Raw genomic sequence first — 21274 nt, forward strand, 5'->3', positions numbered from 1 at the left:
TTGGGGGCAGCCTTCCCGCAAGACCGGCGCCCCCGATCAGCGCCGCCACTCGCCCCGCGCCCGGATCGCGCTCGACGACACATCGACCAGCGGCACATCGGCAAAGCACCATGCCGGGGCCGCGCGCCGCGCCAGCCCCGCCGAAAACGCCTCGGGCACCCGGCAGGCGCGATAGGCCCGCGCCGCCACCGACCGCCGCGCCGCTACCCCGGCCCCCGGCCGCGCCAGCACGCCGACCGGCACATGCCCCATGATCCACTGCCAGCGGTCCCAGCGGTGAAACTGCACCAGATTGTCCGCCCCCATCAGCCAGACAAAGCGCACTTGCGGATAGATCGCCTGCAATGCCGCCAGCGTCTCGGCGGTATACCTTGTGCCCAGCCGCGCCTCGACATCCGAAATCACCACCCGCGGATGGTCAATCACCACCCGCGCCCGCGCCATGCGCTCGGCCAGCGGGGCCGGCCCCCGTGCCTTCAGCGGGTTGCCGGGGCTTACCAGCCACCAAACCCGGTCCAGCCCGAACCGCTTCAGCGCCTCGCGGGTGATGTGCGCGTGCCCCGAATGCGCCGGATCGAACGACCCGCCCAGCAGGCCGATCGTCATGCCTCGGCGCGCAATGGGAAAGCCGGTTCTCATGAACGATTGCTATCGTATCGCCAAGCCCGTGAAAACGCCAAAAAACCCGGCAAACCCGGCACCGCGGCCCCCGTCAAACCCCCGCGTTGCGCTTGCGCGGCATTCCCGCTAAATACCCCCAGCGCAGCGCACGGGAGATGACAATGGCCTCGTATCAATATGTCTACCACATGGAAGGCGTCTCCAAGGCCTATCCCGGCGGCAAGAAGTGTTTCGAGAACGTGCATCTGAACTTCCTGCCCGGCGTCAAGATCGGCGTCGTCGGCGTCAACGGCTCGGGCAAATCGACCCTGCTGCGCATCATGGCGGGCATGGACAAGGATTTCACCGGCGACGCATGGGCCGCCAAGGGCGCCCGAGTCGGCTACCTGCCGCAGGAACCGCAGCTTGACGAATCGCTCGACGTGCGCGGCAACGTCATGCTTGGCGTGGCACCCAAACAGGCGATCCTCGACCGCTACAACGAACTGGCGATGAACTATTCCGACGAAACCGCCGACGAGATGGCGGCGTTGCAGGACACCATCGACGCCAAGAACCTCTGGGATCTCGACAGCCAGATCGACGTCGCGATGGAGGCCCTGCGCTGCCCGCCCGACGATGCCGATGTGTCCACCCTTTCAGGCGGCGAGAAACGCCGCGTCGCGCTCTGCAAGCTGCTGCTCGAAGCGCCCGACATGCTGCTGCTCGACGAACCGACCAACCACCTCGACGCCGAATCCATCGCCTGGCTGCAACTGCACCTGATCGCCTACGAAGGCACCATCCTGATCGTCACCCACGACCGCTACTTCCTCGACGACATCACCACCTGGATTCTCGAACTCGAACGCGGCAAATCGATTCCCTACGAGGGCAACTATTCCGCCTGGCTGGAACAGAAGGCCAAGCGCCTGCTGCAAGAGGCCCGCGAAGACAAGGCCAAGCAGAAGGTGCTGCAACGCGAACTGGAGTGGATCCGCTCGGGCGCCAAGGCCCGGCAGACCAAGCAGAAGGCGCGTATCAGCAAATACAACGAACTGGCGGGTGCCTCCGAACGCGAAAAGATCTCGACCGCGCAGATCATCATCCCCAACGGCGAACGCCTTGGCGGCAAGGTGATCGACGTGCAGGGCCTGAAAAAGCACATGGGCGACAAGCTCTTGATCGAGAATCTCAGCTTCACCGTGCCCCCCGGCGGCATCGTCGGCGTGATCGGCCCCAACGGGGCGGGCAAATCCACCCTGTTCCGCATGATCACCGGGCAGGAGGCTCCCGACGAGGGCACCATCACGCTGGGCGACACCGTGCAGTTGTCCTACGTCGACCAGAGCCGCGACGCGCTCGACCCCAACAAGACCGTGTGGGAGGAAATCTCGGAAGGGCTGGAGGTCATCCACCTTGGCGACGCCGAGATGAGCTCGCGCGCCTATTGCGGCGCCTTCAACTTCAAGGGCTCCGACCAGCAGAAGAAGGTCGGCCTGCTGTCGGGCGGCGAACGCAACCGGGTCCACATGGCCAAGCTGCTGCGCTCGGGCGGCAACGTGCTGCTGCTGGACGAGCCGACCAACGACCTTGACGTGGAAACCCTGCAGGCGCTCGAATCCGCCATCGACGATTTCGCGGGCTGCGCCGTCATCATCAGCCACGACCGCTTCTTCCTCGACCGGCTCTGCACCCACATCCTGGCCTTCGAGGGCGATGCCCATGTCGAATGGTTCGAAGGCAACTTCGAGGCCTACGAGGCCGACAAGGTCCGCCGCCTCGGCCCCGATTCGATCGAACCCAAGCGCGTGAAATACAAGAAGTTCTCGCGCTAGGCCAAGCGGTTCGCCCCCGCGATGCTGAAACTGTTCCTGTGACCGGCCTTTGCCGTTCATCTTTGCCCAAATATCCCCGCCGGAGGCACCCGCCTTTCCACCGGCACCGGAGCCTGCATGACGGCAGCACCGCCCTTGGGGCGGTGCCACGGCGCCTGCCCGCCCGTTCAGGGCGGCCAGTCCCGTCGAAGGGAGGCCCGAGATTCCCGGGAACCCGACTGCCCTGCCCCGCGTTGCATCACACAGCAACACAAAGGAAAATCCCATGAAAGGCATCTTCGCCTACATGCTCGGCGTCCCGGTCGTGGTCATCATCCTGCTCTACGTGACCAACATCTTCTGAAACCCGAACGGCAGGGTGCAGCCACGCCGCACCCTGCCGACCGTCACTCGAACGCGCAGCCGGATTTCACGCCCAGCTTGCGGAACACCGTCGCCGCCGGGCAGAAGCCGGTGAACGAGGACTGGATCAGGTTCGCCCCGATGAACACCGTGAACCACACGAACAGCGGCGAAACGAAGGTGGTCAGCAGAACCGAGATCAGCACCATGATCCCGGCAAACATCATCACGGAACGGTCAAGCGTCATGGTCGTATTCCCCGCATCGCAGGCGCCCCAAGCGCCCGCCTCTGCCCTGACATAGCAGTGCCGGAAAACAAATTCAAGTTATAGAATGTAATGGCGGGGCGCGCGATGCGCCGTCCCGCCAACCCCTTGCAGCCGCGTCACTTCTTCTTGACAAACTCGGTCAGAATGACGATCCGCTGCCCTTCCACCCGGCCCTCGATCTGGGCCGCATTGTCGGCAACCGGCGCGATGCCCCGCACCGGCGTGCCCCGCTTGGCGGTGAAGCCTGCCCCCTTCACGACCAGATCCTTGATCAACACCACAGAATCCCCGGTCGCCAGCACCACGCCGTTGCAGTCGCGATGCACCACGCCCGGCGCGACCTCGGCCCAGCCGCGCACCTCGTCGCCCAGGTCCATCCCGTCACGCGCCTCGGCCGCCCACGCCTCGTCCAGCGTGCCGAGCTTGCGCCACACCGCCAGTTGCACCGCGGGCACCGCCGACCACGCCGCCCCTTCAAGGCAGCGCCAATGCCCCGCGACCGCCGCCTCGTCGCCCCGGCACGCGGCGCACAGCAGGATGTCGCCCGCAGGCGGCACATCGACCGCCGCCAGCCCCCCGGCCGCGCCGCAAAATTCGCAGACGCCGCCCGCACGGGCCGTCAGATCATCCATCGCCACGCCGGAACTCCCATCCTGTGTCGCCCGCCCTTGCGGCGCGCCGCCGCCAGTTGCAATGCGTCAACCCCGAATCACCTTGCTTTTCGGGCCGCAATGCGCCATCAAAAGTGTGCGACGTTATCACTATCGACCACTGTCTCCTGCTTCAAGGCACAGTCTTTCGATCTTGCCCTGACTGAGCCAAGCCGCCGCAGTTCCGCGGGCGGGACTTTAGAGGAGACTCCACGATGGCCAAAGGCACCGTGAAATGGTTCAACGCCACCAAAGGTTTCGGCTTTATTGCCCCGGAAGGCGGCAAGCAGGACGTGTTCGTGCACATCACCGCTCTTGAGCGTGCAGGCATCCGTTCGCTGGCCGATGGTCAGGCTGTGACGTTCGATATCGAAGCTGGCCGCGACGGCCGCGAATCGGCCACCAACCTGTCGATCTCCTGATCCGACAGACAGAATTTGAAACGGGGCAGGCCTTGCGGGCCTGCCCCGTTTTCATTTGCCGCCCCGCAACTGTCCGGCCCCGAACCGTCTGACACACGGCGTTGACACTCCGGCACGCAGCGCCCCGCCCCGCGATGATCCGCCGCGCCGCGCAATGCCCTCAGGCTTCTGGCCCGCAACGCCCCCTGCACCCCCCGCCCCTGATGGTCCCGCGCAGAGCACAGCGCCCGAAACACTTCGGCACGCAAAGCCCCGCCCCGCGATGGTCCGGCACATCCCCCCATTGCACCGCAGCGCAACGGCCAGCCGCACCGGCCCGGCCCTCAGCCCTCAGCCCTCAGCCCTCAGATCGCGTGCCACATCACCCGGTGACGCATCGCATGTTCGAACCCCACCCGCAGCGAGACCGCCGACAGCGGCGCCCGCAGCACGATGGGTGCGCGCCGGTCCTCAGGAAACAGTTGCGACTGGCAGTCGCGCGTCACCAGAATCACCGGCACCCGCCCCACGATGTCGCCCAGCATCGACCAGGCCCGCCGACCGGCCTCTTCCCCGCCGAACCCGTCGCATTCCATCACGAACAGGCCATAGCCCGCCGGATCGTCGATCAGCATCCCCAGCGCCGAGAACATCTCGGTTTCGCAATCGACCTGCCCGCCCAGCCCCGAAAGCCGCCGGGCCGTCACGCCGCGCCGGGCGTCCTCGCCCGACGAAAGCACCAGCACGCGGATCCCCCAGCCGACGAGCGCGGCCGAGTCCTGATCCATCTGGCGAATGAACTGCATGTTTCTCTCCATAGAGACGAGGTTTCCCTTGCGGCCTAGCCCCGGGATCGGGCGCAATTAAGGATAAATCCGGGCATTCCCCCCTTCGTTTGCCACGGTTGCGGCACGGGCCGAACTGGCGCACTGTGCAGGTTCACCAAGGTGCGCCCAGAATGACCGATCCCGATTACCAAACCCTTATCGACGCCCCGACCCGCGCCTTCATCCGCGAGACCGCCGCGCATTACCCGCCCGACGCCGCGGGGCTGAGCATTGCCGAACAGCGCGCCGTCTATGACCGGATGTGCCGCGCCTTTCACCGCGCGGCCCCGCCCGGCGTCCGGGTGTCAGACCGGCCCGTGGCGGGCGTGCCGACCCGGGCCTACGCGGGCAGCGGCCCGACCGTGGTCTGGTTCCATGGCGGCGGCTTCGTGGTCGGCGGCCTTGAAAGCCACGACGATGTCTGCGCCGAGATCTGCGCCGCCACCGGCCTTCCCGTGGTCAGCGTCGATTACCGCCTTGCCCCCGAACACCCGCACCCCGCCGCCTATGAAGACTGTCTGGCCGTCACCCGCGCCCTTGCCGAAAACGGCCCGCTGATCCTCGCGGGCGACAGCGCGGGCGGGGCGCTGGCGGCCTCGGTGGCGCTGGCCACGCGCGGGCTGCCGATCCTGGGGCAGGTGCTGGTCTATCCCGGCCTCGGCGGCAACCGCGAGCGTGGCAGCTACATCACCCACGCCCATGCCCCGATACTCAGCCGCGACGACGTGCTGTTCTACGCCGCCGTCCGCCACGCCGGGCCCGAACCGGAGGGCGACCCCACCTGTTCCCCCCTGCAGGCCACCGATTTCTCCGGCCTGCCCCCGGCCGCGATCTTCAGCGCCGAATGCGACCCGCTGGCCGATGACGGCCGCGACTACCGCGACGCGCTGCTGGCCGCCGGGGTCGAGGCCGAATGGCAGCTTGAACCCGGCCTCGTCCACGGCTACCTGCGCGCCCGGGCCTCGGTGCCCCGCGCCGCCGCCGGCTTTGCCGCCATCACCGCCGCCATCGCCCGCCTCGCCGCCCCCGCCCGCCTCGCTGCCCCCGCCTGACCCCTACCCGGCGAAGCGCACGTCGATCAGCATCGGCCCGTCCAGCGCCAGCGCCGCGGCAAGCGCGCCCTTCAATCCGGCCACCGTCTCCACCGCCGCCGCAGCGACCCCGAAGCCCGCGGCAAGCGCGCTCCAGTCGATCGCCGGGCGGTCGAGGCTCATCATGTCGCGCGCGGTCGGGCCGGGGGTGGCGCCAACCTTGGCAAACTCGTCCAGCAGGATGGCATAGGCGCGGTTGTTCAGCAGCAGCGTCGTGACCGGCAGCTTTTCGCGCGCCTGCGTCCACAGCGCCTGCACCGTATACGCGGCAGAGCCGTCGGCCTGCAGCGTCACCACCCGCCGGTCCGGCCGCCCGTCCGCCCGCGCCCCGATCGCCGCCCCGGTCGCCAGCGGGATGCCGCCGCCGATTGCCCCGCCGGTCACCGTCAGCCAGTCGCAGGGCGCGGCCAGCGGCATCACCGCGGCGAACCCGCTGCCAAGGGTCAGCGCCTCGTTGACCACGATCGCGTCCTCCGGCAGCATCCGCGCCACCGCGGCGGCAAGGCTGTCGGGGTCCAGCGGGCCCGACGCATCCGGAATGCCGCCCGCAGACACGGCAAACGCCACCGGCGCGGCCCCTAGTTCCGCCGCCAGCGCGGCCAGCGCGCCCGCCGCATCCTGATCCTGCCGCGACAGGGTCAGCACCTCGGCGTCGGGCCGGTGCATCAGGCTCGGCCGGCCGGGATAGCGGAAGAACCCGGTCGGCGGCGGGCAGTTGACCAGCACCACGATGTCATAGGGCGCCAGCACCCGGATCGCCTCGTCCACCGCATAGGGCACCACCGGCAGCACCAGCCGCCCGCGGCCGCGCGGGATGCTGGCGATCATCGGGCTGCCGGTCAGCACGGCCCCGGTCGCTTGCGCGATCCCGGCCAGCAGCGGGTGCAGCCCCGGCACCACGGCGGGCGTGCCCAGCACGATCAGCGCCTTCCGCCCCGACCGCAGCGCGCGGGCCACCCGGGCCACCGCCTGCGGGCCTGCGGCGCGCGGCGGGCGCGGCGGCTGCGGCTGCGCCGCTACCCCGCCCGTGCCCCACGACACATCGGCGGGCAGCACCAGCGAGGCCACCCGGCCATAGCCATCCCCCGCGGCCTCCAGCCCCCGGGCGGCATCGGCGCCGATCCGCGCCGGGTCGGTGCCGAAGGCGTGCCAGTCCGAGGTCGCCCCCACCAGCGCATCGACATCCGCCGTCAGCGGGCTGTCGTGCATCACATGCGGCATGGCATGGTCCCCGACGATGTTCAGCATTCCGCTGCCCGCCCGGCGCGCATTGTGCAGGTTGGCGATGCCGTTGGCATAGCCCGGCCCGCAATGCAGCAGGGTCGCGGCCGGGCGGCGCGTCACGCGGAAGTAACCGTCCGCCATGCCGGTGACGGTGTTTTCCTGCAACCCCAACACGCAGCGGATGCCCGGAATGCGGTCCAGCGCCGCCACGAAATGCATCTCGCTGGTGCCGGGGTTGGCGAAACAGGTATCCACCCCGCCGGCAATCAGGGTATGCACCAGCGCCTCGGCCCCGGTCTGCTCTGTGTCGCGCTCTGTCGCCATCCGGTTTCCTTTCGCCACGGCCTGCCTGTCCCGCCGCTACCGCCCCGGCAGCGGCACTTCCACGATAAGCGCATCCACCGCAACCGCGCCGTTCCTGGTCACCATCAGCGGGTTCACGTCCAGTTCGACCAGCGTGTCGAGGCTGGCACCGGCATAGGCGGCAATCGCCATCACGGCGTCGATCACCGGGCCCAGTTCGGCCCGTGGCCGCCCCCGGAACCCGTCAAGCAGCGCAAAGCACTTCAGCCCGCGCAGCGCCGCCTCGACATCGCCGCGCCCGACCGGCAGCAGCAGCGGTGTCGCGTCCTTCAGAACCTCGACCAGAATGCCCCCGGCCCCGATCACCAGCACCATGCCGAACAGCGCATCGCGCTTGACCCCCACGATCAGCTCGGCCAGCGGCGGCGGCTGCATCGGCTCCAGCAGGAACGAGTCCAGCCTGACCGCCGGGGCCAGGGCGGCAACACCCGCCACCATCCGCGCCGCCGCAGCCAACGCCCCCGCCCGGTCCACCAGATTCAGCGCGACGCCCCCCACCTCGGTCTTGTGGGGCAGGTCGTCGTGCAGCACCTTCAGCACCATCGGCGCGTCGAACCGCTCCGGCAGATCGCCAATCCCGGCCAGGGTCAGCACCCGCCCCGCAGGCACGGTCAGCCCGAAGGCCGCCAGACGGGCCTTCGCTTCCGCCTCGTTCACCGTGCGCGGCGTGCCGTCCAGCGGCGGCGCGGCATGGGGAACCAGCCCGCCCGGCGCCCCCCCGTCGCCCCCGCCGTCCGCACGCCCGTCCGCACCCCCGCCTGCACCCCCGCCCGCACCCCCGTCCGCACCCCCGCCTGCATCCCCGTCCGCCCGCACCCGCGCGCAGTGCCCGGCCCATTTCGCGATCACCGACGCCGCATCGTGCAGGCCCGGCAGCGGCACGATGCCCGCCGCGATCATCCGCGCGGCGACCTCGGGGGTGATTCCGCCGGTATTGACCGAGGCATGGAACACCGGCTTGCCCGTCACCCTGCCCGCCGTGGCAAGCGCACGGTCCATCGCCTCATGCGCCGAGGTATCCGTCACGGGCGAACCGGCGGGCGGGTAATCCACCACCAGCATCCCCGCGTCGCACGCCCCCGACAGCATCGTGGTGAACATCGGCGTCAGCAGCTTCTCGCTGCCCCAGTAGCCGGCGGTGAAGTCCAGCGGGTTAGAGACATGGCCGAACACCGGCAGCAGCGGCTTGATCGCGCCGACCTGCGCGGCCGAAGGCTCCGGCAGCTCCAGCCCCGCGAACGAGCAATAGTCGGCCGCCAGCCCGTTGTCCCCGCCCGAACTGGAAAACACCGTGATCCGCGCCCCGTCCAGCGGCGGCGACAGCGAGGCGATCTTCATCATCTCCAGAAACTCCGGCACGGTCGGCGTGGTGATCACGCCCAGCCGGTCGAACAGCGCCTCGTAATACTCGTTGCGCCCGGCCAGCGAGCTGGTGTGGCTTGCCGCCATCGCCGCCCCCAGTTCCGACCGGCCCGACCGGCAGACGATCACCGGCATCCCCTTGCCCCGTGCCCGCAGGCAGGCCTGCGCAAAGGCCGCCACGTCGCGGATGCCCTCCATGAACAGGCCCAGACAGGTGACGTTGGGGTCATCAACCAGAAAGTCGATGTAATCCTCGAAGCCCAGCACCGCCTGATTGCCCGCACTGATCAGGTAGGAAAACGGCACGGACCGGCCGTTGGCCACGATATGGGCGGTGACATTGCCGCTTTGCGCAATGACGGCGGCGCCGCGCCCGCCCTCCAGCTTCGGGTAAAGCCCCGGCCAGATGCTGCCATGAGTGACATAGTTCACCAGCCCGTAACAGTTCGGCCCCACCACCGCCATACCGCCCGAGGCCCGGATGAACGCGCGGTTGCGCTCAGCCCCCGCCGCGCCGATCTCGGAAAAGCCCGAGGCATCGCAGACCACCCCGCCCGCATCCATCGCGCGCAACGGGTCCAGCGCCGCGATGGTGGCATCGGCATTGACCGCCAGGAACACGGCGTCGGGCGCCGCGGGCAGATCGGCGATCGAGCGCACGCAGGGATAGCCCGCAATCTCGTCGCGCCTGGGATGCACGGCATGAACCACGCCCGTATAGCCCTGCGCACGCAGCGTCGTCAGGGTGCGCTCGACCTGCGTGCCGCCGATGAAGGCCATGTGGCCGGGCGCCAGCAGCCGCCCGAAGTTGCGCCGCAGGCCCGGGCCGATGCGCGCGCCCGCCACGGGGATAGCCCGGTTTTGCATCTGGTTCTCTTTCATTGCACGATCCGCACTGGCCATGGCCACAAACCGAAGCGCCGCCCGCCGTCATTCCGGCCGGGGAAGCGGCGCCGATGTCTCGTAGGTTTCAAGATCGAAATCCGGGACCAGCGGGTATTTCTCCGGGTCTTCGTGAAACCGGTCGCACATCCATTGCCGCACGATCCGGCAGCATTCCTCGCGCGTGCAGGCTTCCTCCATGGTCAGCCCCAGCCACAGCCCGTCCACCAGCTGCGTCAGCGTCATCGCGGTGATCCGGGTATCCAGCACCATGCCCCGCTCGCGCGCGATCGAGGATATCCGGCGCTCCACATTGGCCCGATAGCGCCGCCACAGGTCGCGGTGCATGTTCAGCACATCGGGCATGATCCAGGCCGCGCTCAGATAATGCACCATCAGGCGCTGATATCCGGTGTCGCGCAGGAACGGCACGCAGGCGGAATAAAGCAGCTTCGGAAAATGCCCGCCCCGGGTCGAAAGCACGACATGGCGGTGAAAGTCATCGACGTTCTGCAGATAGTATTTGTGCGCGACAATCAGCAGGTCGTCCTTGTTGTCGAAGTAATGGCTGATCAGGCCCCGAGACAGCCCGGATTCCTCGCTGATCGTGTTGATCGTCGAATTCATCCAGCCGTGCTTGCGAATGGAATTCAGCGTCGCGACGACAAGCTGGGTCTTACGCGCCTCGCCCGTCTGCCGCTGCTTGGGAATATGCTTCATGTCACGCTCTCCGGCCGGTCGCAGATCCATCCGGCGCTACTGCCTGTAGGGCCGCAGCAGATCCTTGGCGATCACATCCTGATGAATCTCCGAGGTGCCCTCCCAGATCCGCTCGATCCTTGCGTCGCGCCAGAACCGCTGAATCGGAAAATCCTCCATCAGCCCCATGCCGCCGAAAATCTGCACCGCATGGTCGGCCACGCGGAACACCATTTCCGAACAATAGTAATTGGCCATCGAGGCCTCGGTCCGGTTCATCTGGTCATTGTCCATCTTCCATGCGGCTTCCTTGACCATAAGATCGCCCAGCTTGATGTCCACGGCCATGTTGGCAATGCGGAATCCCACGCCCTGAAACTCGCCGATGGTCCTGCCGAAGGCCTTGCGGGTGCCCGCCCATTCCTTGGTCATGTCGAAAATCCGTTCGGCCCGCCCGACGCAATGGGCCGACAGCGAAACGCGGCCGTCATAAAGCCATTCGTTCGCGGTGGCGAAACCCTGACCCTCTTCGCCCAGTATCTTGCTGCCGGGCACCCGCACGTTGTCGAGATACACCATGGTGGGGTTGTAGCCCCGCGTGACGATCGACTTCATCGGCTCCACCCGCAGCCCCGGCAGGCCCTTGTCAAGCAGGAAGGTGGTGAACCGCTTGCGCGGACCGCTGGCCGTCTCGTCCACCCCCGACACCGCGATCAGGATGATGAAATCGGCGATGTCGGCGGCCGAGATGAACTGCTTCACCCCGTTGATCACCCAGTCGTTGCCGTCGCGCACCGCCCTGGTCGTGATCGCCCGCGCATCCGACCCGGCCCCCGGTTCGGTCAGCGCGAAGGCGTTCTTCAGATCGCCGCTGATCGAGGGCTTGAGGTAATCCTCGATCTGTTCGTCGCGGCACTTGAACAGGATGCCGGTGACCCCCCGGTTCATGCATTGCCCCAGCGGCGACGATGGCTTGCCCATCACGCGCTCGGCCTGCATCCGCGTTTGCCGGTCAAGCCCGGGGCCGCCCCATTCCTCGGGCAGGCTCATGCCCTCGAACTCCGCAGCCTGCGACTTCAGCCTGATCTCCTGCCTGATCTCGTCGGGAACGCAGCGCAGTTCCTCGACGATGTTCTCGTGCGGGTAAAGCTCCCGCCGACAGAACTCCTCCAGCGCCTCCACCAGGGCCTGCTGTTCGAGACTCAACGCGAAATCCATGCCGCCCCCCTCATGCCCCGATGAAACCGGGCGCGCGCCGTTCGTTCGCGGCGGCAAGCCCTTCGACATGGTCCCTCGTCTGCCCGCAGATCCTGCCTGCGGCGACTTCCTCAAGCTGCTGGTCCGAAAGGCTGCGTGCAGCAGCAGCGGCGGGATGCTGGTCACCAGCAGCATCAGCGTCGAAACCGGCCCCGACGCGACCATCATCGAAATGATCAGCTCGTCGAACGACACGAGGAACGACAGCAGCATCGCCGTCGCCACCGAAAAGCGCACCTGCGGCAGCGTGACCGTCAGGAACGCCTTCAGCCGGGTGGCACCCAGACTGCGGGCGACCATTTCCTGGCTCATGTCATAAGAGGCGAACCCCGCCGTCATCGTCAGCATGACGAAGGGCATCGCCACCACGGCATGGCCCAGCACGATGCCGTGCAGCGTGTTCAGCATCCCGCCCAGCATCGCATAGACAAAGAAGATCCCCACCGCGATCAGGATGGTCGGCACAGCCAGCGGCGAGATCAGCGTCGCGCGGATCACATCGGCCATCCGGAAACTGGACTGGTGCAGCGCATAGGACGCGGCAACCCCGATCACCGTCGTCACGATCATGGTGAAGAACGCCACCCGCAGCGACACCCACAGCGAGCCGATCCACTTTTCCTGCCCGAAGAACGCCTCGTACCAGCGAAGCGACCAGCCCGGCGGCGGGAAGGACAGCGAGGTGGTCGAACTGAACGACACCGGCACCACGATCAGCGCCGGGGCCAGCAGGTAAAAGATCACCACCCCGACAAAGACGTAGAGCCACAGCCTTTCCCGGTGCGACACATGCGGTTCCATGCCTACCTCCCCGATGTCAGGCGGCGGACAAGGTAAAGGCTGGCGGCAAGGCAGATGGCCCGTCATCACCAGCAACAGCACCGCCAGTGCCGAGGCCGGCCCCCAGGTCGGGTAAAGCGCGATCGACTCCTCGATGCGCTGCGCGATCATCTTGGTCTTGCCGCCGCCCAGTATGGCCGGCGTGATGTAGAAGCCCAGACACATCACGAACACCATGATCGTCCCGGCAATCAGCCCCGGCATCGACAGCGGCAGGAACACCCGGAAGAACGCATGGACCGGCGATGACCCGAGGTTCGCCCCCGCCCGCATCAGGTTGCCGTCGATGGCCTTCATCGAGGCGTAAAGCGGCAGGATCAGGAACGGCACCATGATGTGAACCATCCCGATCACCATGCCGGTCATGTTGTGCACCAGCGCCAGCGGCTTTTCGGTCACCCCCAGCCAGATCAGCGACTTGTTCACCACGCCGTTGCGCTGCAGGATGATCAGCCAGGCAAAGGTCCGCACCAGCCCCGAGGTCCAGAACGGCACCAGCACCGCCAGCATCAGCAGGCCAGACCATGGCGAGGGCAGGATCGCCAGCAGATAGGCCACCGGATAGCCCAGGATCAGGCAGATCACCGTCACCAGAAACGCCACCCTGAAGGTGTTCAGGAACATCTGGATGTAGACCGGCTCGGAAAAGAACAGCCGGTAATTCTCCAGCCCGAACCCGCCGTCCGCCCCCACCAGCGACAGCGACAGCAGCCACCCGATGGGCAGCACCATCAGCACCCCCACCACCAGCAGCGCGGGCAGCGTCAGCCGCAGCCGCATCCAGCCTTCGCCGCGCTGTTCCCGTTCCAGCGCGCGCCGGTTCTCCTCCAGTGCCGCGCCGCTGATGCGGCCGGAAGGCAGGGCATTCTGCGCCATGGCCTAATCCTCCGCCCGAACGATGCGGGCATCCGCCTGCTCCAGCCGCAGCGCCACCTGCTGGCCGATCTGCGGCAGCAGCGCCAGGTTCTCGGACCGGTTTGCCATCCGCACGAACACCATGTGACCGCCGTCCAGCAGCACCTCGAACAGCAGGCTTTCGCCCTGGAACACCACGCTCTGCACCCGGCCGCGGAACCGGTTCGCGCCGGGGTTCTGCGGGTCCGCCTCGGTGCACAGCCGCAGAAGCTCGGGCCGCAGCATCAGCAACATGCCGCCCGCCGCCCGTGGCGTGTCCTGCGCCAGCCGGATCACCTGATCGCCATACGCCAGCCCGCCCGCCACGCGATGCAGCGGCAGGAAGGTCGATTCCCCGATGAATTCGGCAATGAACCGGCTTTCCGGCTTTTCATACAGATCCGACGGCGTGCCGATCTGCGCCAGCCTGCCGCTGGAAAACACCGCGATCCGGTCAGACATCGTCAGTGCCTCGCGCTGGTCGTGCGTGACAGAGATCGTCGTCATTCCCAGCCGGTCGTGCAGCGTGCGGATCTCGATCTGCATGGTCTCGCGCAGGTGCTTGTCCAGCGCCGACAGCGGCTCGTCCATCAGCAGGACGCGCGGCTCGAACACGATGGCGCGGGCAAGCGCGATGCGCTGGCGCTGGCCGCCGGACAGCTCGTTGATCCGCCGCCCGGCATAGCCCGACAGCTGCACCATATCCAGCACGGCGCGGATGCGGTCCTCGATGTCGGACCGGCCAACCTTGCGCAGCCGCAGCGGGTAGGCGATGTTTTCCCCCACCGTCATGTGCGGAAACAGCGCGTAATTCTGGAACACCATGCCGATGTTGCGCTTGTGCGGCGGCAGATGCACGATCTCCTGATCGGCAATCCGGATCGACCCGGCGGTCGGCCGGCTGAACCCGGCAATCATCATCAGCAGCGTCGTCTTGCCCGACCCCGAGGGGCCAAGCAGCGTCAGGAACTCTCCCGACCGGATGTCGAAAGACACGTCCTCCACGGCCCGGACCGCCCCGAAATGCTTGGAGAGTGATTGAACCTGGACGGGCCAGGCCGTGGTCTGATGGTGTGGCATCGGCACATCCCGCAACGGCACATGGTGCAACATGGAAAGACAGGCTGGCGGCGGCCGGCCCGGCCGGCAGCGCCCCGCCAGGGGGCGAAGCGGACGGGTGCCCGGCTGAGGCCGGACACCCGACGCATCAGCCGCGCCCTACTGCAACATCACCGCGTCCCAACTGGTCTGGGCTTCCGTGACATGCTCGGCCCAGTAGGGCATGTCGGTGATCAGCTGCTTGGCAACGTTCTCGGTGCTGGTCACCACCCGCGCAGCCTTCTCGGGCGAGATCAGGCCAAGCCTGAAGGCGTCCTGGTTCATCGGCCCGTAGGGGATGAAATCGGGCAGGTTCGCCTGATACACCGGGTCAAGCAGATGGTTGATCAGCCGCATCGCCCCCTCGGGGTTGGGCGCCCCCTTGGGCACCACCAGACATTCCACATCCAGCACCGCGTCGTTCAGGGTGTAGGCGTAGGGCGCGCCCTCCTTGATCGCCGCCTCGATCCGCGCGGCCCAGATCGTCAGCATGTCGACCTCCTGCGCGGTGGCAAGCTGCGTCGCCTGCGCCCCGGTCGCCCAGCTGACCGTGATGTCGGGCTTGAACCCTTCCCACTTCTTCAGCGCGCGGTCCATGTCGAGCGGATAGATCTGGTCCTTCGGCACCCCGTCGGCCATCAGCCCGATCTCGAGGTTGGTCGAAGGGTATCCGCCGCCGATGGCGCGGGTGCCGGGAAACTTCTCGACATCAAAGAAATCGGCCCAGTTCTGCGGCGGGTTGTCGCCATAGACATCGGTATCGTAGGCCAGAACCGTCGAATAGGCGGTAAAGCCGACCCAGTTTTCGTTGCGCAGGTTTTCCGGTATGCCCGAGGCGTTGGGCACCCTGGAATAGTCGATCGGTTCCAGCAGCCCCTCTTTCGCCGCCGTGTCGCAGTAGCCGCCGTAGAGCGCGACCACGTCAAGGTCGTTGCATTCGCCTTGACCTTGGTCCGAACGTCGCGGATGCCGCCCGACAGCACGTAATCGACCACCGTCATGCCCTTGTCGGCGGGCAGATGGTCCAGAATGGCCTTGCGCACCCCCTCCTGGTAGGCGCCGCCGTAAGATGCATAGCTGACGGTTTCCTCTGCCCCGGCGGGCAAACCCGCAGCACAGACCGTTGCCGCGAAGATCGCGTGAAGTTTCATGTTTCCCTCTCCCTTTGGCGCCCGGGATGCGCCTGACTCCAATGCTGGCAGTCCTTGGTCGGCCGTCGAGTCCGTTCGGCCGGTCACGGCACCGGCCAGCCCGCGCCGCCTCGTCGCTCCACCCCGTGCCGCGCGCTCCTCCCGCAGCCCGTGGCACCGACCGCAACGACACCGCCGTTTCAGCCGTCGAACGCCCTGATGCCCTCCAGCATCGCCTCGCGGCACTCGGCCACGATGCGCGCCACCAGTTCGGCGCAGGTCGGAATGTCGTCGATCAGGCCCACCACCTGGATGGCCCAGATCAGGCCGCCGTTCACGTCGCCGTCCGTCAGGGCCGCCCGCCCCCGCGCCCCCGCCACCAGCGGCTGGATGTCGGCAAAACCGCAGCCGCCCGGGCGGGTCTCGATGCTGACAACCTCATCGGAAACCTGGTTCCTCAGCACCCGCCCGGTATTGCGCAGCGTGCGGAAGATCAGGCTGGTATCGCGCTCTGACGCACCGATAAGCGCGCGCTTTATCGCGTCGTGAATCGGCGCCTCCTGCGTGGCGCAGAACCGAGTGCCCCTGTTCACGCCCTCGGCGCCCAGCATCAGCGCCGCCGCCATCCCCCGCCCCGACCCGATCCCGCCCGAGGCAATCAGCGGCACCTGCACGGCTTTTGCCGCGGGGGGAAACAGCACCAGCCCGCCGACATCGTCCTCGCCCGGATGCCCCGCCGCCTCGAACCCGTCGATCGAGATCGCGTCCACCCCGGCCCGTTCCGCTGACAGCGCATGGCGCACCGATGTGCATTTGTGCACGATGATCGCCCCCCCCGCATGGGCCCGGGCAATGAACTACTTCGGGCTGCGGCCCGCCGTCTCGATCACCCCGACACCGCAATCCAGCGCCGCCTCCAGATAGGCGTCATAGGGCGGCGGAGTCGTCGCTGGCAGGATGGTGATGTTCACGCCGAACGGCCTGTCGGTCATCCTGCGGCAGTGCAGGATCTCGGCGCGCAGCGCGTCAGGGTCGGGCTGGGTCAGCGCGGTCAGCACGCCAAGCCCCCCTGCGTTCGACACGGCCGAGGCAAGTTCCGCCCGCCCCACCCATTGCATTCCGCCCTGCACGATCGGGTATCGGATGCCCAGAAGCTCGGTCACGCGCGTCTTCATGCCCACCCCGCCTCCGGTTCTCCACTCCTGCACAATGCCCGTCTTCGGGCCTGTAAACAAAATAGGTTGTCCGTCCAACCTATTTGATTGACCGCCCGGAAAACTTCGACTGGACGTTCAATCTTTTGTCCAATATGCCGAACCGACAGGCGCCCGGACCCGCCCTGGGGGCAAGCTGCCCCCACTTTGGCCGATCACGGGGGCCCTGCGATGCTTCCTCCTCCCGCACCCTGCGCGCCATCGCGATGATCTGCCTTGCCGCGCTCTGCTTCACCCTGAACGACACGATCACCAAGTTCCTGATCGTCGATTACGACGTGACGGCGATCATCCTGGTGCGCAGCCTTCTGGCGCTGCCGATGCTCGCGGCCCTGGCGGTCCTGATCGGGGGCGGGCGGGTCCGCTGGTCCTCGCGTGTGCCGTTTCACGCCCTGCGCGGCGCCATCGGCCTGCTGGCGGCCTGGCTCTACATCCGCGGCCTCGAATTCCTGACCGTGGCCGAGGCGGCGGTGATCGTCTTTGCCGCCCCCTGCCTCACCACCGCAGGCTCGGTGCTGTTCTTCAACGAAAGCGTGGACCGCAGGAAATGGGCCGCCGTCCTGGTCAGCTTTGCCGGCGTGATCATCGCCATCCAGCCCGGCGCGGGCACACCTTTCAGCCCGCCTCGCTGCTGATCCTGGGCGCCGCCGTCCTCTATGCCGCCAATTCGCTGACCGCCCGCTGGATTCCGCTGCAAGACAGCCTGTGGACCGTCAGCTTCTACGGCGCGGCCTTTTCGGCCCTGCTTGTCGCGCCGCTGACCCTGCGCAGCTGGAGCCCGGTCGATCCCGCCGATCTCTGGCTGTTCGGCGGGGCGGCGCTGTGTTCCAGTCTCGGCATCGGGCTGGGCGCGCTGGCCTACCGTTCGGCCTCGGCCTCCGACCTCGCGCCCTTCAGCTATTCCGGCCTGATCTGGTCGATGGCCGTGACGTGGCTGGTGTGGGGCACCCTTCCCGGTGTCTGGACCGTGGTCGGCGCGGTGGTGATCGCCACCAGCAGCGCCTTCCACTTCCTGTCCACGCGCAGGCGCGCCGCCGACTGACGCCCCGGCGCCTTGCCATCCCCCCGGTTTCATGCCGTCATGGCGGGCACACCGCACACAGGAATCGCAGATGACGCTGTTCGCCGGGCTGTCCGCCTTCCCGCTCACCCCCGCCGATCCGCAGGGGCGGGTCGCGACCGACGCGCTTGGCCGCCTGCTTGCACGGATCGGTGCGGCCGGGGTCGATTCGGTCGGCCTGCTGGGCAGCACCGGCATCTATGCCTACCTGACCCGGGCAGAGCGGCAGCGGGCGGTCGCGGCGGCCGCCGAATGTCTTGGCGGCAGCGTTCCCCTGATCGTCGGCGTCGGCGCCCTGCGCACCGACGAGGCCGAGGCTCTGGCCCGCGACGCGGCACGGGCCGGGGCCGACGGCCTGCTGCTGGCCCCGGTGTCCTACACCCCCCTGACCGATGACGAGGTTTTCCGGCACATCCGCACCGTCGCTGCCGCCACCGGCCTGCCGCTCTGCATCTACAACAACCCTTCCACGACGCATTTCACCTTCGGTGCGGCGTTGCTGGAACGGCTGGCGGCGCTTCCCGGCGTCACGGCCGTGAAGATGCCGCTGCCCGCCGATGGCGATTGCGCCGCCGACCTGTCGCGCCTGCGCGCCTGCCTGCCCGACGGCTTCCTGATCGGCTACAGCGGCGACTGGGGCTGTGCCCGGGCGCTGCTCGACGGTGCCGACTGCTGGTTCAGCGTGGTCGGCGGCCTGCTGCCGGTGCCCGCCCTGCGCCTTGCCCGGGCGGCGCAAGCGGGCGACGCCGCCGAAACCGCCCGGATCGACCGGCAGTTCCAGCCGCTCTGGGCCCTGTTCCGCGAGTTCGGCAGCCTGCGCGTGGTCTATGCCGCGGCATCGCTGCTGGCACTCTGCGACGCCGCGCCGCCGCTTCCGGTTCTGCCGCTGTCGCCGCCGGACATGGCGCGCGTTGCGGCCGCGCTGGAAAGCCTCGACAGCCCCGCCTGACGCCCGCACCCCGGCCGAAAGTCTTCAGATCCGGTTAATAGGATTCATAAATTATAGTATAATCAAAGACTTGCAGCGATTTTCACGCGTGAAATCCTAGCCGCTGAACAGGAAGTGCAGCACGTCGCCGTCCTTGACCTCGTAAGTCTTGCCCTCGACGCGGAACTTGCCCGCCTCCTTGGCCCCGGCCTCGCCGTTTCCGGCGATGTAGTCGTCGAAGGCGATGGTTTCCGACCGGATGAACCCCTTCTCGAAGTCGCCGTGAATCACCCCCGCCGCCTGCGGCGCGAGCGTGCCCTTCGTGATCGTCCAGGCCCGCGCTTCCTTCGGCCCGACCGTGAAATAGGTCTGCAATCCCAGCAGTTGATACCCCGCCCGGATCAGCCGGTCGAGCCCGGCCTCGTGCAGCCCCATCTCTTCCAGAAACATCGCGGCCTCGTCGGCGGCAAGCTGGCTGATCTCCTCCTCGATCCGGGCCGAGATCACCACCGAAGCCGCCCCCTGCGTCGCAGCCATCCCGGCCACCCGGTCTGACTGGCTGTTGCCCGACGCGGCGCAGGCTTCCTCGACGTTGCACACGAACAGCACCGGCTTCGAGGTCAGCAATTGCAAGAGCCGCCAGTTCCGCAAATCGTCGGCCGCGACCTTCACGCTGCGGGCGGGCCGCCCCGCCTCCAGCGCGGTCAGGGCCTGCCGCAGCAGGCGATCCTGATCGGCCGCATCCTTGTCGCCGCCCTTGATCTTGCGGGCAAGGTTGGCCAGCCGCCGCTCGATGCTTTCCAGATCGGCCAGCATCAGTTCGGTCTCGATCGTCTCGGCATCGGCCACCGGGTCGATCCGGCCCTCGACATGGGTGATGTCGCCGTCCTCGAAACAGCGCAGGACATGGGCAATGGCATCGCATTCGCGGATGTTGGCGAGAAACTGGTTGCCCAAGCCTTCGCCCTTCGAGGCGCCGCGCACGAGGCCCGCGATATCGACGAAGGTCATCCGGGTCGGGATGATCTGTTTCGAGCCCGCAATCGCCGCCAGCTTCTCCAGCCGGGCGTCGGGCACGGCAACCTCGCCCACGTTCGGCTCGATCGTGCAGAAGGGAAAGTTCGCGGCCTGCGCGGCGGCGGTGCGGGTCAGCGCGTTGAACAGCGTCGACTTGCCGACGTTCGGCAGCCCGACAATCCCCATCCGAAAGCCCATGTCGCCATCCTTTCCGCGCCCGTGTCCTGCGCGCTTCATAGGCACCCGCCCGCCCGGTGGCAAGCGCGGGCCTTCCCCGCCCCGGCGAAGACTGCGGCATGACGGAGCCCCCCGGTCCAGCGCCGCCCATTGATTTTCCCGCGCCGCTGTCGCACACCCTGACGACACGGCGGCGACCGCGGCAAGGTGGGCCGATCAGGAACGGGCGGGGAAGATGACCAGAATTGACGACACGTTCGCGCGGCTGCGCGCCGAGGGCAAGAAGGCGTTCGTTGCCTACATCATGGCGGGCGACACCGATCTCGACACCTCGCTGGCGGTGATGCGCGGCCTGCCGGGGGCGGGGGTGGATATCATCGAACTGGGGATGCCCTTCACCGACCCGATGGCCGATGGCGCGACCATCCAGCTTGCCGGCCAGCGCGCGCTGGAAGGCGGGCAGACGCTGCAAAAGACGCTCGACATGGTGGCGGCCTTCCGGGTGCAGGACGCGGTGACGCCGATCGTGCTGATGGGCTATTACAACCCGATCTACGCCCGCGGGGTGGACCGGTTTCTGGCCGACGCGAAGGCCGTGGGGATCGACGGGCTGATCGTGGTCGACCTGCCGCCCGAGGAGGACGCCGAGCTGTGCCTGCCCGCGCAGGCGGCGGGGCTGAACTTCATCCGGCTGGCGACGCCGACCACCGATGCGAAACGGTTGCCAAGGGTGCTCCAGAACACCTCGGGCTTCCTCTACTATGTCTCGATCACCGGAATCACCGGGGCGGCGGCACCGCAGCCTTCCGACGTGGCGCCGGAAGTGGCGCGGATCAAGGCCTCGACCGACCTGCCGGTGATCGTGGGCTTCGGCATCACCACGCCCGAGGCTGCGGCGGGAATTGCGGGCATCGCGGATGGCTGCGTCGTGGGGTCGGCCATCGTCAAGGACATCGGCGCGGGCAAGCCGGTGGCCGAGGTGCTGGCAAATGTGGCGGCGCTGGCGGCGGGGGCGCATTCGGTCTGAACCGGTCGGCCACGGGCAGGATTGACTTGTGCGGCCCGATTGGTAAACAAACCTGACCAGTTCCGCCAAATCCGTTCAGCCGCG

18 protein-coding genes and 1 pseudogene are annotated in these 21274 nt (G+C 67.7%); 7 read left to right on the forward strand and 12 right to left on the reverse strand.

The window, feature by feature from the left end:
- Positions 1-36 precede the first annotated feature (36 nt).
- On the reverse strand, positions 37-639 hold the full coding sequence (locus RNZ50_18045; GenBank protein MDT8856899.1) for a nicotinate-nucleotide adenylyltransferase: 603 nt from the start codon (positions 637-639) through the stop codon (positions 37-39).
- Positions 640-782: 143 nt separating this feature from the next.
- Here RNZ50_18045 and ettA point away from each other — a divergent pair, with 143 nt between their 5' ends.
- Positions 783-2438, forward strand: coding sequence for an energy-dependent translational throttle protein EttA (gene ettA / locus RNZ50_18050; GenBank protein MDT8856900.1), 1656 nt, complete (start codon positions 783-785; stop codon positions 2436-2438).
- A 386-nt stretch (positions 2439-2824) separates the two neighbouring features.
- Here the strand turns inward: ettA and RNZ50_18055 are convergent, their stop codons facing one another.
- Both RNZ50_18055 and RNZ50_18060 read right to left on the reverse strand, forming a co-directional pair.
- Positions 2825-3028, reverse strand: coding sequence for a DUF2892 domain-containing protein (locus RNZ50_18055; GenBank protein ID MDT8856901.1), 204 nt, complete (start codon positions 3026-3028; stop codon positions 2825-2827).
- A 137-nt stretch (positions 3029-3165) separates the two neighbouring features.
- Positions 3166-3687, reverse strand: coding sequence for a PhnA domain-containing protein (locus RNZ50_18060; protein ID MDT8856902.1), 522 nt, complete (start codon positions 3685-3687; stop codon positions 3166-3168).
- A 227-nt stretch (positions 3688-3914) separates the two neighbouring features.
- On the opposite strand from RNZ50_18060, the gene RNZ50_18065 reads away from it, so the two are divergent.
- Positions 3915-4121, forward strand: a complete 207-nt coding sequence (locus RNZ50_18065; GenBank protein MDT8856903.1) for a cold-shock protein — start codon at positions 3915-3917, stop codon at positions 4119-4121.
- Between the two features lie 344 nt (positions 4122-4465).
- On the opposite strand, the gene RNZ50_18070 is transcribed toward RNZ50_18065, so the two are convergent.
- Positions 4466-4906 (reverse strand): hypothetical protein, encoded by a 441-nt coding sequence (locus tag RNZ50_18070; GenBank protein MDT8856904.1) that lies wholly within the window; start codon positions 4904-4906, stop codon positions 4466-4468.
- Between the two features lie 152 nt (positions 4907-5058).
- On the opposite strand from RNZ50_18070, the gene RNZ50_18075 reads away from it, so the two are divergent.
- The gene (locus tag RNZ50_18075) at positions 5059-5979 is read left to right on the forward strand and encodes an alpha/beta hydrolase (protein ID MDT8856905.1); all 921 of its coding nucleotides are present in this window, start codon (positions 5059-5061) and stop codon (positions 5977-5979) included.
- 3 nt (positions 5980-5982) lie between these two features.
- On the opposite strand, the gene RNZ50_18080 is transcribed toward RNZ50_18075, so the two are convergent.
- From RNZ50_18080 to RNZ50_18110, 7 genes and pseudogenes are all read right to left on the reverse strand, one after another.
- A complete protein-coding gene (locus tag RNZ50_18080; protein ID MDT8856906.1) occupies positions 5983-7566 on the reverse strand; it encodes an acetolactate synthase large subunit in 1584 nt (527 codons plus the stop codon).
- Between the two features lie 36 nt (positions 7567-7602).
- On the reverse strand, positions 7603-9834 hold the full coding sequence (locus tag RNZ50_18085; GenBank protein ID MDT8856907.1) for an acetate--CoA ligase family protein: 2232 nt from the start codon (positions 9832-9834) through the stop codon (positions 7603-7605).
- Between the two features lie 63 nt (positions 9835-9897).
- Positions 9898-10569: a TetR/AcrR family transcriptional regulator gene (locus RNZ50_18090; protein ID MDT8856908.1), complete on the reverse strand. Its 672-nt coding sequence runs from the start codon at positions 10567-10569 to the stop codon at positions 9898-9900.
- 36 nt (positions 10570-10605) lie between these two features.
- Positions 10606-13521 (reverse strand): acyl-CoA dehydrogenase family protein, encoded by a 2916-nt coding sequence (locus tag RNZ50_18095; GenBank protein MDT8856909.1) that lies wholly within the window; start codon positions 13519-13521, stop codon positions 10606-10608.
- A gap of 3 nt (positions 13522-13524) precedes the next feature.
- Positions 13525-14619: an ABC transporter ATP-binding protein gene (locus RNZ50_18100; protein ID MDT8856910.1), complete on the reverse strand. Its 1095-nt coding sequence runs from the start codon at positions 14617-14619 to the stop codon at positions 13525-13527.
- Positions 14620-14757: 138 nt separating this feature from the next.
- Entirely contained in the window at positions 14758-15960 is a 1203-nt protein-coding gene (locus RNZ50_18105) for an ABC transporter substrate-binding protein (GenBank protein MDT8856911.1), read from the reverse strand.
- Between the two features lie 7 nt (positions 15961-15967).
- Positions 15968-16942: pseudogene (locus RNZ50_18110) on the reverse strand (nitronate monooxygenase family protein).
- 245 nt (positions 16943-17187) lie between these two features.
- Between RNZ50_18110 and RNZ50_18115 the strand changes: the two are divergent.
- The 3 genes from RNZ50_18115 (at position 17188) to RNZ50_18125 (ending at position 18990) form a co-directional block, all read left to right on the forward strand.
- A complete protein-coding gene (locus RNZ50_18115; GenBank protein ID MDT8856912.1) occupies positions 17188-17616 on the forward strand; it encodes a DMT family transporter in 429 nt (142 codons plus the stop codon).
- The gene (locus RNZ50_18120) at positions 17529-18023 is read left to right on the forward strand and encodes a DMT family transporter (protein ID MDT8856913.1); all 495 of its coding nucleotides are present in this window, start codon (positions 17529-17531) and stop codon (positions 18021-18023) included. The genes RNZ50_18115 and RNZ50_18120 overlap by 88 nt, the downstream gene beginning before the upstream one ends.
- A gap of 70 nt (positions 18024-18093) precedes the next feature.
- Complete coding sequence (locus RNZ50_18125; protein ID MDT8856914.1) at positions 18094-18990, forward strand: dihydrodipicolinate synthase family protein; 897 nt, start codon at positions 18094-18096, stop codon at positions 18988-18990.
- A 96-nt stretch (positions 18991-19086) separates the two neighbouring features.
- On the opposite strand, the gene ychF is transcribed toward RNZ50_18125, so the two are convergent.
- Positions 19087-20184 carry a redox-regulated ATPase YchF gene (gene ychF / locus RNZ50_18130; GenBank protein ID MDT8856915.1) on the reverse strand — a complete coding sequence of 366 codons (1098 nt, stop codon included), beginning with the start codon at positions 20182-20184 and terminating at the stop codon, positions 19087-19089.
- Positions 20185-20398: 214 nt separating this feature from the next.
- Between ychF and trpA the strand changes: the two genes are divergently transcribed.
- The gene (trpA, locus tag RNZ50_18135; GenBank protein ID MDT8856916.1) at positions 20399-21190 is read left to right on the forward strand and encodes a tryptophan synthase subunit alpha; all 792 of its coding nucleotides are present in this window, start codon (positions 20399-20401) and stop codon (positions 21188-21190) included.
- The last annotated feature ends 84 nt before the right edge of the window (positions 21191-21274 follow it).

The sequence above is a fragment of the Paracoccaceae bacterium Fryx2 genome (assembly GCA_032334235.1).
Lineage (GTDB): Bacteria > Pseudomonadota > Alphaproteobacteria > Rhodobacterales > Rhodobacteraceae > JAVSGI01.

Bases quoted from the DNA above. Each gene is read 5' to 3' on its own strand.
- RNZ50_18085 (MDT8856907.1), bottom strand. From the start codon at position 9,834: ATGCAAAACCGGGCTATCCCCGTGGCGGGCGCGCGCATCGGCCCGGGC.
- RNZ50_18070 (MDT8856904.1), bottom strand. From the start codon at position 4,906: ATGCAGTTCATTCGCCAGATGGATCAGGACTCGGCCGCGCTCGTCGGC.
- RNZ50_18090 (MDT8856908.1), bottom strand. From the start codon at position 10,569: ATGAAGCATATTCCCAAGCAGCGGCAGACGGGCGAGGCGCGTAAGACC.
- RNZ50_18045 (MDT8856899.1), bottom strand. From the start codon at position 639: ATGAGAACCGGCTTTCCCATTGCGCGCCGAGGCATGACGATCGGCCTG.
- RNZ50_18120 (MDT8856913.1), top strand. From the start codon at position 17,529: ATGGGCCGCCGTCCTGGTCAGCTTTGCCGGCGTGATCATCGCCATCCA.
- RNZ50_18055 (MDT8856901.1), bottom strand. From the start codon at position 3,028: ATGACGCTTGACCGTTCCGTGATGATGTTTGCCGGGATCATGGTGCTG.
- ychF (MDT8856915.1), bottom strand. From the start codon at position 20,184: ATGGGCTTTCGGATGGGGATTGTCGGGCTGCCGAACGTCGGCAAGTCG.
- ettA (MDT8856900.1), top strand. From the start codon at position 783: ATGGCCTCGTATCAATATGTCTACCACATGGAAGGCGTCTCCAAGGCC.
- RNZ50_18075 (MDT8856905.1), top strand. From the start codon at position 5,059: ATGACCGATCCCGATTACCAAACCCTTATCGACGCCCCGACCCGCGCC.
- RNZ50_18100 (MDT8856910.1), bottom strand. From the start codon at position 14,619: ATGCCACACCATCAGACCACGGCCTGGCCCGTCCAGGTTCAATCACTC.
- RNZ50_18065 (MDT8856903.1), top strand. From the start codon at position 3,915: ATGGCCAAAGGCACCGTGAAATGGTTCAACGCCACCAAAGGTTTCGGC.
- RNZ50_18125 (MDT8856914.1), top strand. From the start codon at position 18,094: ATGACGCTGTTCGCCGGGCTGTCCGCCTTCCCGCTCACCCCCGCCGAT.
- RNZ50_18115 (MDT8856912.1), top strand. From the start codon at position 17,188: ATGATCTGCCTTGCCGCGCTCTGCTTCACCCTGAACGACACGATCACC.
- trpA (MDT8856916.1), top strand. From the start codon at position 20,399: ATGACCAGAATTGACGACACGTTCGCGCGGCTGCGCGCCGAGGGCAAG.
- RNZ50_18095 (MDT8856909.1), bottom strand. From the start codon at position 13,521: ATGGCGCAGAATGCCCTGCCTTCCGGCCGCATCAGCGGCGCGGCACTG.
- RNZ50_18080 (MDT8856906.1), bottom strand. From the start codon at position 7,566: ATGGCGACAGAGCGCGACACAGAGCAGACCGGGGCCGAGGCGCTGGTG.